The 14274-nt window shown below is 67.7% G+C and carries 15 protein-coding genes; 10 read left to right on the top strand and 5 right to left on the bottom strand.

Translation table 11 applies throughout. The features are described from left to right. The first annotated feature begins 4 nt into the window (after positions 1-4). The 3 genes from ACRCUN_RS09665 to ACRCUN_RS09655 all read left to right on the top strand — a co-directional run bounded on the left by ACRCUN_RS09665 (position 5) and on the right by ACRCUN_RS09655 (position 2683). Positions 5-790, top strand: coding sequence for an ABC transporter permease (locus ACRCUN_RS09665; protein ID WP_462141689.1), 786 nt, complete (start codon positions 5-7; stop codon positions 788-790). A gap of 103 nt (positions 791-893) precedes the next feature. After that, entirely contained in the window at positions 894-1802 is a 909-nt protein-coding gene (locus ACRCUN_RS09660) for a COX15/CtaA family protein (protein WP_462141688.1), read from the top strand. Between the two features lie 77 nt (positions 1803-1879). Then, positions 1880-2683, top strand: a complete 804-nt coding sequence (locus tag ACRCUN_RS09655) for a DeoR/GlpR family DNA-binding transcription regulator (RefSeq protein ID WP_462141416.1) — start codon at positions 1880-1882, stop codon at positions 2681-2683. Here the strand turns inward: ACRCUN_RS09655 and ACRCUN_RS09650 are convergent. Together ACRCUN_RS09650 and ACRCUN_RS09645 are read right to left on the bottom strand one after the other, a co-directional pair. Further along, the gene (locus ACRCUN_RS09650; RefSeq protein WP_462141415.1) at positions 2666-3403 is read right to left on the bottom strand and encodes an inositol monophosphatase family protein; all 738 of its coding nucleotides are present in this window, start codon (positions 3401-3403) and stop codon (positions 2666-2668) included. The two genes, ACRCUN_RS09655 and ACRCUN_RS09650, sit on opposite strands and share 18 nt — an antisense overlap. Beyond that, complete coding sequence (locus ACRCUN_RS09645) at positions 3400-4215, bottom strand: BtpA/SgcQ family protein (protein ID WP_462141414.1); 816 nt, start codon at positions 4213-4215, stop codon at positions 3400-3402. Before ACRCUN_RS09645 ends, ACRCUN_RS09650 begins: the two co-directional genes overlap by 4 nt. Positions 4216-4408: 193 nt before the next feature. Between ACRCUN_RS09645 and ACRCUN_RS09640 the strand changes: the two genes are divergently transcribed. From ACRCUN_RS09640 to ACRCUN_RS09615, 6 genes are read left to right on the top strand one after another with little or no spacing between them, the layout of a single operon-like run. Continuing rightward, the gene (locus ACRCUN_RS09640) at positions 4409-5896 is read left to right on the top strand and encodes an FGGY-family carbohydrate kinase (RefSeq protein ID WP_462141413.1); all 1488 of its coding nucleotides are present in this window, start codon (positions 4409-4411) and stop codon (positions 5894-5896) included. Beyond that, positions 5893-6672, top strand: a complete 780-nt coding sequence (locus ACRCUN_RS09635) for an SDR family NAD(P)-dependent oxidoreductase (protein ID WP_462141412.1) — start codon at positions 5893-5895, stop codon at positions 6670-6672. The genes ACRCUN_RS09640 and ACRCUN_RS09635 overlap by 4 nt, the downstream gene beginning before the upstream one ends. 56 nt (positions 6673-6728) lie before the next feature. After that, positions 6729-8057 (top strand): ABC transporter substrate-binding protein, encoded by a 1329-nt coding sequence (locus tag ACRCUN_RS09630; protein WP_462141411.1) that lies wholly within the window; start codon positions 6729-6731, stop codon positions 8055-8057. Between the two features lie 40 nt (positions 8058-8097). Then, positions 8098-8961 carry a carbohydrate ABC transporter permease gene (locus ACRCUN_RS09625; protein WP_462141410.1) on the top strand — a complete coding sequence of 288 codons (864 nt, stop codon included), beginning with the start codon at positions 8098-8100 and terminating at the stop codon, positions 8959-8961. Beyond that, the gene (locus ACRCUN_RS09620) at positions 8958-9773 is read left to right on the top strand and encodes a carbohydrate ABC transporter permease (protein ID WP_462141409.1); all 816 of its coding nucleotides are present in this window, start codon (positions 8958-8960) and stop codon (positions 9771-9773) included. Before ACRCUN_RS09625 ends, ACRCUN_RS09620 begins: the two co-directional genes overlap by 4 nt. A gap of 20 nt (positions 9774-9793) precedes the next feature. Next, positions 9794-10840 carry an ABC transporter ATP-binding protein gene (locus ACRCUN_RS09615; RefSeq protein WP_462141408.1) on the top strand — a complete coding sequence of 349 codons (1047 nt, stop codon included), beginning with the start codon at positions 9794-9796 and terminating at the stop codon, positions 10838-10840. A gap of 18 nt (positions 10841-10858) precedes the next feature. Here ACRCUN_RS09615 and ACRCUN_RS09610 read toward each other — a convergent pair whose 3' ends face one another. Beyond that, complete coding sequence (locus ACRCUN_RS09610) at positions 10859-11254, bottom strand: ester cyclase (RefSeq protein WP_462141407.1); 396 nt, start codon at positions 11252-11254, stop codon at positions 10859-10861. Positions 11255-11266: 12 nt separating this feature from the next. Next, positions 11267-12205 carry an ATP-grasp domain-containing protein gene (locus ACRCUN_RS09605; RefSeq protein ID WP_462141406.1) on the bottom strand — a complete coding sequence of 313 codons (939 nt, stop codon included), beginning with the start codon at positions 12203-12205 and terminating at the stop codon, positions 11267-11269. 32 nt (positions 12206-12237) lie between these two features. Here ACRCUN_RS09605 and ACRCUN_RS09600 point away from each other — a divergent pair, with 32 nt between their 5' ends. After that, on the top strand, positions 12238-13212 hold the full coding sequence (locus ACRCUN_RS09600) for a quinone oxidoreductase family protein (protein WP_462141405.1): 975 nt from the start codon (positions 12238-12240) through the stop codon (positions 13210-13212). A gap of 75 nt (positions 13213-13287) precedes the next feature. On the opposite strand, the gene ACRCUN_RS09595 is transcribed toward ACRCUN_RS09600, so the two are convergent. Beyond that, entirely contained in the window at positions 13288-14214 is a 927-nt protein-coding gene (locus ACRCUN_RS09595; protein ID WP_462141404.1) for a heme o synthase, read from the bottom strand. Positions 14215-14274 lie beyond the last annotated feature (60 nt).

Here is a 14274-nt window from a genome sequence, read left to right as displayed (position 1 = left end):
GACGATGGCAACCAATCGATTCGCGCCGGGCACCTTCACGCCCGATCCCCGGCCAGCCACGGTGCAGAAGATGCTGGCCGCACAGTTCGGCCTGGAACTACGCCTCCTGCTGCGCAACGGTGAGCAGCTGCTGCTGACCATGTTCATCCCGATCACCTTGCTCATCGGCCTGACGCTGCTGCCGCTCGGCTCGTTCGGTGAGGACCGCGCGGGCACGTTCACGCCCGCGATCATGGCTCTGGCGGTCATCTCGACGGCGTTCACCGGCCAGGCGATCGCCGTTGCGTTCGATCGCCGTTACGGCGCGCTGAAACGCCTTGGCGCCACCGCACTTCCGGTGTGGGGAATCATCGCCGGGAAGTCGCTCGCGGTGGTCGCGGTGGTTTTCCTGCAGGCGATCCTGCTCGGCGCGATCGGTGTGGCCCTTGGCTGGCGGCCGCCGTTGGCCGGGCTTGCGCTCGGCGCCGTCATCATCGCACTCGGCACCGCAGGATTCGCCGCACTGGGACTGCTGCTGGGCGGCACGTTGCGGTCCGAAATCGTGCTCGCGCTCGCCAACCTGCTGTGGTTCGTATTCGCCGGACTCGGTGCGCTGACGCTCGAGGGCCAGGGCGGACAGGCGATCCCCACCGCGGTGGCCTGGGCCGCCCGGTTGACCCCGTCGGGCGCGCTCACCGAGTCGCTGACGCAGGCGATGACACTGTCGGTGGACTGGTTCGGCCTGGCCGTGCTGGCCGTGTGGGGTGCGGTGGCCGCGGTCTGCGCGCTGCGCTGGTTCCGCTTCACCTGACCCGCGGGAGAGGCAGCCCTACTACAACCTGTAGTTCGACGTCATCTACGATCAGGCCGTGCCCGTCGGACGACTTTTCCTGCGTCTGGTCGACCTGCTGCCCATGCCCAGTCTCCGGGTCCAGCGGATCATCGCGTTCCTCGTGATCCTGACCCAGGGCGGTATCGCGGTCACCGGCGCGATCGTCCGGGTCACCGCATCCGGCCTGGGCTGCCCGACCTGGCCACAGTGCTTCCCGGGCAGCTTCACCCCGGTACCGCACGCCGAGGTCGCGGTCGTGCACCAGGTCGTCGAGTTCGGCAACCGCATGATCACGTTCCTGGTGGTGCTCACCGCCGCGGCCGCGGTACTGGCCGTGACCCGGGCCAGGCGCCGTCGCGAAGTGCTGATCTACGCCTGGCTGATGCCTGCCTCGACCGTGGTGCAGGCGGTCATCGGCGGCATCACCGTGTTGACCGGATTGTTGTGGTGGACGGTGGCCATCCACCTGCTGGCCTCGATGGCGATGGTGTGGCTCGCGGTGCTGCTATACGTCAAAGTGGGCGAACCGGATTCGGGTGTGCCGGTCCACCGGTCGCCGAAGCCGTTGCGTCAACTGACGGCGCTGTCCGGCGTCGCCCTTGCGGCCGTCCTGGTGACGGGCACCCTCGTGACCGGTGCGGGCCCGCACGCCGGCGACAAGAGCCTCGATCGGGTGATACCGCGCCTGGAAGTCGAGATCCTCACCCTCGTGCACATGCACTCATCGCTTCTGGTCGCGTATCTGTCGCTCGTCGTGGCGCTCGGATTCGGGCTCGCGGCGGTCCGCGCCGCGCGACCGGTCATGGTGCGCCTCGGTGTGCTCGTCGCCCTGGTGTGCGCGCAGGGCCTCGTCGGTGCCGTGCAGTTCTTCACCGGTGTACCGGCGGCTCTCGTCGCGGTGCACGTCGCGGGCGCTGCGCTGTGCACGGCGGCCACCGCCGCGCTGTGGGCGTCGATGCGTGAGCGTCGCCCCGCGGACACTGTTGCGTGATCACAACGAGACCGACACATCGCGCAATAACCTGTGATTGATGTGAGCAATTCACAGAAGTGCCCTAAGCTGTCCACATGGCCCCAGGGTTGAGCGCGCACGCCCGCCGGGCGGCGATCGCCACCCGCATCCACACCGACCGCGAAGTGGACTTCACGTCGCTGGCAGACGAGTTCGGCGTCTCCGCGATGACGATCCGCCGCGACATCGAACGGCTTGAGGACCAGGGCATCGCCCGCCGCGTGCTCGGCGGTGCGATCGCATTCGGCGGTAAATCGACCGAGCCGTCGTTCGCCTCGCGCGCCGCCGAATCCGCCGACGAGAAACTACATATCGCCCGCGCGGTAGCCGACCTACTGACCCCACAGGAGACGGTGATACTCGACAGCGGCAGCACCGTGCTGGCCGTGGCGCGTGCACTCAAGGGCCGAGACCTCGGCTTGACCGTGATCACGCCAAGCGTGCTCGTCGCCGTCGAACTCGCCGACGAGCCCGACACCACGATCCTGCTGACCGGCGGCAAGGTGCGCCCCGGCGAGCTGAGTCTGATCGGCGCCGAGGCCGAGGACTTCTACCTGCGCTACAACTGCGACACCTATGTCATGGGTATCGCCGGCGTGGACGGCAGGCGCGGCGCCTCGGAGTACCACCGCGAGGAAGGCAATGTGAAACAGGCCGCGATGCGGTCGGCAGACCGGGTCATCGTCGCGGCCGACGCCACGAAACTCGGCCGCGTGCAGCTGATCAACGTCGCACCGGTGTCGGACATCTCGGTTCTGGTGACCGACGGATCGCCGACACATCCGACCGTAGCGGCACTGCGCGAAGCCGGGGTCGAAGTGCTGTGTGTCAACGCCGCCCGGTCAACTCCACCGCGCTGACACACCGCCGTCTCGGCCGGCGGGGCGCCGCACCTCGGCGCCGGCCTCCTCGGCGATCAGCGCACCCGCCGCCCAGTCGTGCACGGCGAGGTCGTCCTCGGCGAACGCGTCGAGGCTGCCCTGAGCCACCAGGCACAGGTCGATCGCCGCCGCACCAAACCGGCGCATATCGGTGTACTCGGACATGAGAGCGCCGAGTTCGCGTAGCTGACGTCTGCGGTGGCCCGGGTCGTAGGACAACCCGGTGCCGACCAGCCGCGCCGTCGTCGTCACGTGCGGTAGCGGCAACCGCTCCCGGCCAACAGCCGAATCAACAATGGCCCCAAGGTTTTTCGCCGCGCTCCACGTCGCACCGAGCGCCGGCGCCGACACCGCCCCGGCCAGCCATCGACCGTCGGTGACCGCACGCACGCCGACCGACGTCGCGAAATACGGAATACGGCGGGTGAAGTTGGTGGTGCCGTCGAGCGGGTCGATGACCCACTGCAGCGGGCCGGTACCGACCTGCTCGGCGAGCTCCTCACCGAGCACGGAATCGTCGGGGCGCGCGCTCAACAGGACCGCTCGCACCGCTTCCTCAGCTGCCCGATCGACGGCGGTGACGACGTCGCCCGCGGCGGTCTTCGTCGCGGCCGTAACCGGCTCGCCGAGCTGGCGCAGGCAGACGGCCGCGCCACGCTGTGCCGCCTCGACCGCCAGGACCCGCAGCTCCTCACTCATAGTGTCTTACGGAAATCCTTGACCACGTTCATCAATTCGGTGACGCGCGAGGCTACCGCCCGGTTCTCGAACACGCCGTCTTCTTTGAAGTACGTTCCGACGATCGCGCCGTCGGCTATGGACAGTTGGTCGGCGGCGTTGTTGGCACGCACGCCGGTGTTGACGAACACCGGCACGGCACCGGCGGCGTTCTTGACCACCTGCAGTGCCTGCGAGTCGGTCGACGCACCCGCGGTCAGCCCGGACACACAGATGGCATCCGGCCGGGTGGCGAACACCGTGGTGGCGGTGACGGAGGCGAGATCGCGGTCGGCCAGATAGACCGCCGACTCCGGAACGATGTTGAACAGCAGCTTGACCCCGTCGCCGCCGATGCGGTGGCGGTGCCGAGCGACCGCACCGACGTTGGTGTCCCACAACCCGAAATCACTCGCATAGACACCCGTGAAGATCTCGCGGACCCACTGCGCGCCGGTTGCGACCGCCAGATCGATGGACGCCCGCCCATCCCACAGCAAGTTCACGCCGTACGGAATCGAGAAGTCTGGTAGCAATTCGCCGATCACCCTGGCCATGGTGATCGCGGTGATCGGTTCGGTCTGGGTCAGATACGGCAGGCTGAACTCGTTCGAGATCATCACGCCGTCGACGCCGCCCTCCTGCAACGCCGCCAGTTCACCACGGGCACGGTCCACCACCGCACGGATGCCGGCAGCCGAATCGAAGCCGGGGTCGCCCGGCAACGCGGCCAGGTGCAGCATCGCGATCACGGGCTTTCGCACCGCGAACACCTCATCGAGCCAACTGGTCATTGGGAAGCCTCTCAGATCGTCGTCGGCAGACTGTGTCACATCAAGTGTTATCAAATCACAGTCAGACTACAGAATTTCGTGACTTTACGTGACTGTCACACATAACCTGTGAGAATCTAACAGCCACGGGGTACTGTAATGCCACCGCAGCGAGGTTGCGTGCAACCGCCACAGGCGACAGAGAAAGGACCGCATGCCGGAGTTCACGATCGGCGTCGACATCGGCACCACGGGGACCAAGACCGTGCTCGTCAATGTCGGCGAGGCGCGCATCGTCGCGCAGGCCTCCCGCGACACTCGGCTCTACGCCGACGCCCCCGGCCACGCCGAGGCAGATCCGGCGCAGTGGCTGGACAACGTGCACAGCGGAATCCGCGAGGTGCTCGCGCAGTCCGGTGTTCCCCCGCAGGAAGTGGGCGCGCTGGCGACCACAGGCATGGTTCCGGCTGTCGTACCGGTCGACCACGCCGGCTCGCCCGTCCGACGCGCCATGTTGCAGAACGACGCGCGCGCCACCACCGAGATCGAGCAGCTCAAGGCGGCATCAGACGCCGAGGCCGTGCTGGCCGCGACGGGATCGGCGATCACACAGCAGTCGGTCGCGCCCACCGCGATGTGGCTGCGCCACCACGAACCTGAGACCTGGGATGCCACTACGCATCTCGTCGGCTCATACGACTGGGTCCTGACGGCTCTCGGCGCCGCCCCGCACGTCGAGTTGAACTGGGCCGTCGAATCCGGGCTCGGCACCGTAGAGGGGGCCCGCTTCGGCCCGATGTTCGAAGCCGCCGGCCTCAACGCCGACCTGGTACCGGCGGTGCTCGCGCCCGGCACCAGGGCCGGCGAGTTGAGCCGCGACGCGGCGGAAGCCACGGGCCTGCCCGCGGGGGTGCCGCTGATCGTCGGCGGCGCCGACCACGTGCTGTCGGCGTACGCCGCCGGTGTGAACGCCGCCGGCGACTGGCTCGTGAAACTCGGCGGCGCGGGCGACATCCTGGCCGCCAGCGACACTCCGGTGATCGATGCGCGCCTGTATCTCGACGCGCACCCGGTGCCGGGTCGCTGGCTGCCCAACGGCTGCATGGCGACCAGCGGCAGCTTGATCCGGTGGTTTCAGACCCTGTCCGGCGGTGTCGACCTGCTCGCGCTCGACGACGAGGCGGCCTCCCGCGCGCCGGCCGAAGTGCTGTGTCTCCCATACTTTCTCGGCGAGAAGAGCCCGCTGCACGACCCCGATCTGCGCGGGGCGTTCGTCGGACTGGACCTGGCTCACACCCGGGCGGATATGTACCGCTCGGTACTCGAGGCCATCGCGTTCGGCTTCAAACACCACACCGAGGTGTTCACCTCGATCGGCGTGCCGCTGCAACGCGCGCTCGTCACCAACGGCGGAAGCCGCTCGGTGCTCTGGAAGCAGATCCTCGCCGACGTGCTCGACACACCGCTGTCCCCGATCCTCGGGCACCCGGGCGCGTCGCTCGGCGCCGCAGTCGTCGCGGCCGTCGGCATCGGTCTACTCGACGACTGGGACAGCACCGGCCCGTTCCGCACCCTGGGCGATCCCGTCACGCCCGATCGTCGAAACACCGACCGGTACGCGCAGGCGTACGCCGAATGGCGAACCCTCGGCGACGTACTGACCCCCGTCTCTCACCGCATCGCTCGAAAGGCCCGATCATGACCGCCCAGAACAACATCCGCACGGCCGTCGTCACCGGCGCCGGATCCGGTATCGGCCGGGCGATCGCCACCACACTGGCCGAACGCGGGTGGCGCGTGGTCGTCACCGACATCGACTCAGCGGCCGCCGAACAGACCGTCGCGGCGCTCGCGGGCGCGGGGCACGAGGCCGCCGCGCTCGACGTCACCGATCCCGCGCTCGCGAGTTCGGTGGCCGACGACGTCGCCGACCGGCTCGGCCTGCATGCGTGGATCAGCAACGCCGGCATCTCGGCCATGGCCAGGTTCGTCGACGTCTCCGCCGCTCAACTCGACCGCAGCCTCGACATCAACCTCAAGGGTGTCTTCTACTGCGGCCAGGCCGCCGCGCGGGCAATGATCCGCACGGGCGCGCACGGCACCATCGTCAACACCGCGTCGATGGCGGCCAAGCAAGGTCGCGTACCGTTCCTCGCCGACTATGTGGCGTCCAAGTTCGGCGTGCTGGGCCTGACCCAGGCGATGGCGTATGAGCTCGCCGAGCACCACATCACCGTCAACAGCGTGTGCCCCGGGTTCGTGGCCACCCCGATGCAATCCCGCGAACTGGAGTGGGAGGCCGAGCTCAGCGGGTCGACCCCGGACGGCGTGCGTCAGTCCTGGATCGACGCGACCCCGTTGGGCCGCCTGCAAACCCCCGACGACGTCGCCCGGGCGGTGGCGTTCCTGGTCTCCGAGGATGCCCGGTTCATCACCGGAGAAGCACTGTCCGTCAACGGCGGTGCCTACATGGATTGAGCCTTCCTCCCCTACCGCTCGATCCATCCCACCCGGACAAGGGAAAGTGAGAACGCATGAAAATTCCGATGTTGCGCCGGCGCCCGGCGCGGCCGAAAGCGACCCGCTGGTTGCCGGCAATCGCGATGGCCGCCGGACTCGTGCTGGCCGGTTGCGCCGGTACCGGTGGCCCCGATGAGCAGAGCGCTTCGGGACTCGGCGACATACCGACCGACACCAATGCCACCGTCCGTGTGCTGATGGAAAACGTTCCCGACACCGACATCGTGAAAAACCTTGTCGGACAGTTCAATCAGAAGTATCCGGGCATCAAGGTCCAGATCGAGACCATGACGTTCGACCAGATGCGTGACCGGTTGGTGTCGTCGTTCCAGGCCGCCGAGCCCGCCTACGACCTGATCGTGGTCGACAACCCGTGGATGGACGATTTCGCCGACGCCGGGTTCCTGGCGCCGCTGGGCGACCGCATCGCCTCGACCACCGACTACCGGCCCGACGACTTCTTCCCGTCGCTGACCGCGATCACCGACGTCGACGGAACCACCTACGGCGTGCCGTTCTACAACTACGCACTGGGCTACATCTACAACAAGCCCGATCTCGCGGCGTCCGGACAGCAGGTCCCGACCGATCTCGACGCCTTGATCGCCACGTCGCAACGACTCAAAACCCCGGACCGGGCCGGCATCGCCATGCAGCCCCAGCGTGGCTACAAGATCTTCGAGGAGTGGGCCAACTGGCTGTTCGCCGCGGGTGGGTCCATCTACGGCCAGGACGGCAAGCCGACGCTGAACACCGAACAGGCGGCCCGGGCGCTCAACGCCTACATCGATACCTACCGCACGGCAGCGCCGCCCAACAGCCTCGCGTGGGGCTTCGACGAGGCGTTCCGCTCGGTGTCCAGCGGCAAGGCCGCGTCGATGATCGGCTACAACTGGAACCTGCCCGCGCTCAACGACCCGGCAGGCGCGTCGGGTGAACGAGCCGGCCAGTACGCGCTCGCCCCGATACCTGGCGGCAAGTCCGCGCTCGGCCTGTGGAGTTGGGCGATCCCGGCCAACTCCGCGGCCGCCGACGCGGCGTGGGCATTCGTCTCCTGGGTCACCTCGCCCGATGTCGACGCACAGCGAGTCGCCGACGGCGGCGCGGTGATCCGTCAGAGTTCGCTGACCGACCAGAAAGTCCTCGCCGACGGATACGGCGCCGACTACTACAAGACAGTCGGCGAGATCCTCAAGAACGCCGAGCCGCTGAGCCAGGGCAAGGGCGGTGAGGAGATGATCCAGGCCGTGGGTACCGAACTCAACGATGCCGCCGCCGGAAACAAGAGCGTCGCCGACGCGCTGCGTGACGCCCAGGCCGCCGCGGAGCGGATCCAGCAGTGACAGAAGGGAATCCGGCGGCCACCCCCGTGAGGACGCGCAGATGAAGTTCAAGTACGGCATGCTCATGCCCCTGCTCGCCCTGTTCGGCGTGGCCGTCGGGTTCCCGCTCTGCTATGCCGCGTACCTGTCGGTCACCGACTACAAATTGACCGATCGCGAACCTCCCGGTTTCGTCGGCGCGGCGAATTTCACGAGCGCCCTGTCGAACACCGCATTCTGGGAGGCGTTCGGCACCACGGCGATCTACGTCGTGATCGCGGTGAGCGTCGAACTCGTCCTCGGCTTCTCGCTCGCGCTGGCACTGCATCAGCAGCGTTGGGCCAAGGATCTGTCCCGGGCGATCGTGCTGGCGCCGATGTTCATCACTCCCATCGCCGTCGGCCTGATCTTCCGGTTCCTGCTCAACGACCAAATCGGTGCCATCCCAGCGCTTCTGCACGCGGTCGGTGCGGACTACGACTTCTTCGGCGCCGGACGCGCGCTGCTGACGCTGGCGTTCATCGACGTCTGGCAGTGGACGCCGTTCATGGTGCTGCTGATCCTGGCGGGCCTGGAGTCGATGCCCAAGCAACCGTTGGAAGCGGCCCGGGTCGACGGAGCCGGACCGATCTATCGGTTGCGGCGCGTGATGATCCCCATGCTTGCGCCGGTGCTCACGGTCGCCGTGCTGCTGCGCGGCCTCGACGCCCTGCGCGTGTTCGAGTACGTCTACGCCACCACGCGCGGCGGTCCCGGCACCGAAACCCAGACGTTGCAGTACTACATGTACCTCGAAGGCATCCAGTTCTTCCGGCTCGCGCAAGCCAGTGCGATGGCGTTCGTCGTCCTGGTCCTGGTGCTCGCGGTGATCGTGGTGGCGTTCCGCACGATGGAACGCAGCCGGGAAGGAAGCTCCGTCCGATGAGCCGACCGCGTTGGCTGGAGACCGTGCGCATCGCCGTCCTGACGGCAGCGTTCATCTTCGTGCTGTTCCCAATTGCCTGGGTGGCGCTGGCGAGCTTCAAGACGCCCGCGCAGATGGCCGAACCGTTCCTGCTGGCTTTCTCGCCCACGATGGGCAACTGGCACGCGGTGCTGGAGTCGGGCATCTTCGCCGCGGCCGGGCGCAGTGCGCTTGTCGGGCTGGTCACCGTGAGCATCAGCTTGATCGTCGGCAGCATGGGCGCCTACGTCATCGCCAAGTACCGGGCCGGCGGATCCTTGACCCGGTTCGGCATGCTGGCCGCCCAGGTCGTGCCGCCCGCGGTCATGGTTTTCCCGTTCCTCACCATGGCGCATGCCCTGCGGCTGACCGACACCCTTGCGCCGGTGATCTTCGCGCATCTGTCGTTCGTGCTGCCGCTCGTGACGTGGTTTCTGATCGGGTTCTTCGAGGCCGTGCCGCCGTCGTTGGAGGAGCAGGCCCGCGTCGACGGCTTCACGCGCTGGCAGGCATTCCGGCTGGTCGTGCTGCCGCAGGTGTTTCCTGGCATCGGCGCCGCAGGCATCTTCGGCTTCACGCTGTCATGGAACGACCTGTTCTACGGGCTGATCCTGGCGCCGGGCAACGCCGCGATCCTTCCGGTGGCGATCTCGAACTTCAACACGTTCCGCGGTGTGCAGATCGGCACCATGAGCGCGGCCATCATGATCGCGATCATCCCGGTCGTGGTGGCCAGCTTCTTCATCCAGCGACGCCTGGTCCAGGGGATCAGCGGCGGCGCGGTCAAGTACTAGACAAGCAAGGTTGGAACAAGATGGCAGCGGTGACATTCTCGGCGGTCAGCAAGTCCTACGGGGCCGCGACCGTGGTTTCCGGACTCGACCTCGAGCTCGCCGACGGCAGCATGACGGTCCTCGTCGGCCCATCGGGTTGTGGCAAGACCACGTCGTTGCGGATGCTGGCCGGCCTCGAGGCGGTGACGTCGGGAACCATCCGCATCGGCGAGCGGGACGTGACAGGTCTGGAACCCAAGGAACGCGATATCGCGATGGTGTTTCAGAACTATGCGCTTTACCCACACCTGTCGGTGCGGGAGAACATCGCATTCCCGTTGCGCGCCAAGCGGATCGAGCGCTCTGAGGCACTGAAGCGGGCCGATGCGATCGCCGAGTCGCTCGGGCTCGGTGCGCTGGTGGCCCGCAAACCCAAGGACCTGTCCGGCGGTCAGCAGCAGCGTGTCGCGATCGGCCGGGCGATCATCCGGGAACCGGCCGTGTTCCTGTTCGACGAGCCGCTGAGCAACCTCGACGCGAAGCTTCGGGTGGAGACCCGCACCGAGTTGCTGCGGCTGCAGCGCCAACTCGGCATCACGTCGCTGTACGTGACCCACGACCAGGAAGAGGCCATGACGTTGTCGGACCGCATCGTGGTGATGCGCGACGGCCGCATCGCGCAGGCCGGCCCGCCCGAGGAGGTCTACCGGCGGCCTGCCGACACGTTCGTCGCGACGTTCGTCGGGAGCCCGAAGATGAACCTCGTCGACGGCGCGGTGAGCGGTGGCGAGCTACGCACCGAATCCGGGGTCCGGATCAGGGTTCCCGGACCGGACGCGGCGGCGGTGACCGCCGGGATCCGTCCCGACGACCTGATCGTGACGCCTGCCGTGGACGGCGGGGCCACCGTCGAACTGGTCGAGCTGCTCGGCCCCCGCGCCATCGTCACCGTGCGTGCGGCAGACCAGCTGCTGACCAGCGTCGTGGAGGCCGCCGCGCTGAGCGAGGTCACCCCGGGCGTGCCGGTCGAGCTCTCGGCGACCGAGATCCACCGGTTCGATGTGACGAGCGGGGTGCGGGTGGACTGAGCGTCCACGCGGTCCGGATCAGCGCGCGGTCTGCGCGGCGACAGTTCGCGTGTCGATGGCCGACCACACTTGCGCGATCTTGGCGTCGCGGAAACGGTAGAAGACGTGCTCGGTGAACGAGACCTGTGCGCCGGACGGTTGGAAGCCGAGAAACTCTCGCTGCGGAGTGCACTGAAAAAGCAATCGGCCGGCCAGCAGATCGTCCTGAACGACGATCAGGTCGGCGTCGAACCGGAGGTCCGGTATGGCCGCTACGTCGGCTTCGAGCATCTCCCGATAACCACTGAGCCCCAGTGACTTCCCGTTGTGGATGACATCCGCACACACGAACTCACCGAGATCGTCCCACCGCCTCTCATTCAGGCACTCGAGGTATCGGCGGTAAGTGTCGGCGGTTGATGCCTCGATACTCACAGATCCCCCGCGTCAGCCGCGCCGGTGCGAGAGCGGTCCCAGCCCGAACCGCTCCAGCGCCGATTCGACGCCGATCGCGAACTCCCGTTCGGCGTCGGCCCGGTCGCTCTCTTTCAGCTGCCGGAAACCCAACGACGGCTCGACGAGTTCGAGCTCGAGCAGCCTCGGGTCCTCGGGTCCACCGATCACGTCCACCCGTGCGTAGAGCAGATCCTCGGCCTCGATGTCGAACAACCGCGTCACCGCCCATATCGCGAGGCGGCCTACCCGCCACACGTCGTCATCGGGATCGGCCGGGGACAACGATTCCTCGGCATAGGTTCCCGAGTCGTCGAACTCCGGGGTGTGCCCGGCCGGCGGCAGGATCGGGCCCTTGGTGAACGCGTGTGATTCCTCGCCGTTGAGAAACACCAGCGCGGTCTCGCCGTCGGCGATTCTCGGGTCATAGGGCTGCACGAGCACGCCCTTGCCCTGTGCCTGCAACGCGGTGGCGTGGGCGGCGGCCGCCACCGAATCGACGAAGCGCTGGGCACCGGCCGAACCCGCGCCGACCGCCGGTTTCACCACCACCTCACCGGCGGGCACGCGTACCGGCTCGTCGACGGTGAAGTACCGCGTCGGCACGACCGGCACGCCGAGACGCCGCAGATCGTCCAGGTACCGCTTGTCGGTGTTCCAGTCGACGATCTCGGGCGCGTTGAGCAGATTGCGCACCGATCGGGTCCACGACAGAAACTCGTCGAGCCGTTCGGTGTAGTCCCACGTCGCCCGCAGGACCACCAGATCGGCCTCCAACGTGGCAGGATCGTCCCAGGCGAGCCAGCGCGCATGGAGTCCGCGATCGCGCAGCGCGACAACGAGTCCGTCGTCGTCACCGTCGCCCTCCGGCAGGGCCGCACAGCCGGCGAAGACGATGCGGGGATGGAACACATCGGGACGGGCGAGCTTCACTCCCGCGATGATAGGTGTGGATGATAGGGGGCGTGTATGCCATCGAAGTCGCCGAGACCGGCGGACCCGAAGTCCTGAGCTATGTCGAGCGGCCCGAGCCCTCCCCCGGGCCCGGCGAGGTCTTGATCAAGGCCGAGGCGATCGGCGTCAACTTCATCGACACCTACTTCCGATCAGGGCTCTATCCGCGTGAGGTGCCCTTCATCGTCGGCACCGAGGTGTGCGGCACCGTCGCCGCCGTGGGCAACGACGTCGCCGCTCTCGCGGTCGGCGACCGGGTGGTCACCGCCAACGCCGTCGGCGCCTACGCCGACATGTGCATCGCACCAGCCGATTTCGTGGCCTACGTTCCGGACGGGGTGGCACCGGAGGCGATCGCCTCGGCCCTGCTCAAAGGAATGACCGCGCATTACCTGATCAAGTCGACCTACGCCGTGCAGCCCACCGACACGATCCTGGTTCACGCCGGTGCGGGCGGCGTCGGCCTGATCCTGACCCAGTGGGCCACGAGCATCGGCACCCGGGTGATCACGACGGCCTCGACACCGGAGAAGGCCGAACTGTCGCGGCAGGCCGGCGCCGTCGAGGTGCTCGACTACCCGGAGGACACCGATGAGTTCGCCGCCAACATCCGGGAGCTGACCGGCGGCGCGGGCGTGGCCGCGGTCTACGACGGCGTCGGGGCGTCGACGTTCGATGCGAGCCTGGCCAGCCTCGCGGTACGGGGCACGCTGGCGTTGTTTGGCGCGGCCAGCGGCCCGGTGCCCCCGGTCGACCCGCAACGGCTCAACTCCGCCGGTTCGGTGTTCCTGACCCGGCCCACGCTGGCCCACCACACCCGTACCCCGGATGAGTTCTCGTGGCGGGCAGGCGAGCTGATCAACGCGATCGCGGACGGTTCGATCACGATCACGGTCGGCGGAACATACCCGCTGGCCGAGGCCGCCCGCGCGCACACCGATCTGCAGGGCCGCAAGACGGTCGGCTCGATCGTGCTCGTGCCGTGACACTGAGCTCGCCGAGGCTACGGGTTATGACGGAAATCGGTCGATAACCGTCAGGAACCGTAGTCTCGGCGCAGATCAGAACAGCGTCGGCAGCGCCAGCGCCGAGTCGATCGCCAGGGCGCAGAACACCACGGCCAGGTAGTTGTTCGACTGCAGGAACAGGCGCAGCGGCTTCACCGGCTCGCCACGTTTGACCCCGGAGTACAGCTGGTGGGCCATCACCAGGAACCACGCGCCGGCCAGCAGCGCGACCGCCCCGTACAGCCAGCCCGTGGCCAGCGCCAGCACCAGCGTCGTGAGCACGGTCAGCCAGGTGTAGATCAGGATCTGCCGGGTGACCTGACGCTCGGTCGCCACGGCGGGCAGCATCGGCACCCCGGCCGCCTTGTAGTCGTCCTTGTAGCGCATCGCGAGCGCCCAGGTGTGCGGCGGTGTCCAGAAGAAGATGATCGCGAACATCACGAGTGCGGGCCACTGGATCGTGCCGGTGACCGCCGACCAGCCGATCATCACCGGCATGCATCCGGCCGCCCCGCCCCACACCACGTTCTGCGACGTGCGCCGCTTGAGCAGGAGCGTGTAGACGAAGACGTAGAACAGGATCGTCGCGATCGCGAGGAGCCCCGACAGCAGGTTCGTGGTCCACCACAGCCAGCAGAACGACCCGACCGACAGCACCAAACCGAAGATCAGCGCGTGCCGGGTCGGCACCGATGCCCGGGCCAGCGGCCGCCGCGCGGTGCGTTTCATGACCTTGTCGATGTCGGCGTCGGCCACGCAGTTGAGCGTGTTCGCCCCGGCCGCCGCCAGCATGCCGCCGACCAACGTGTTCAGGATCAGCAGCGGATCGACCGTTCCACGGTCGGCCAGCAGCATCGCGGGAATGGCGGTGACCAGCAACAGCTCGATCACGCGCGGCTTGGTCAGCGCCAAATAGGCCAGAAATGTGGTCCGTATTCGGCTCGGCGCCTCACCGCTGAGTCGGCGCTCGCGGATGCTCACGCAAATAACTCCTCGGGTGGCGTCACGTGGCTTCTACTACACACGATGGTAGACGGCGGC

It is taken from the genome of Mycobacterium venezuelense (assembly GCF_054919535.1).
The sequence above is the reverse complement of the archived record's forward strand: the minus strand, read 5'-3'. Positions and strand labels throughout refer to the sequence as shown.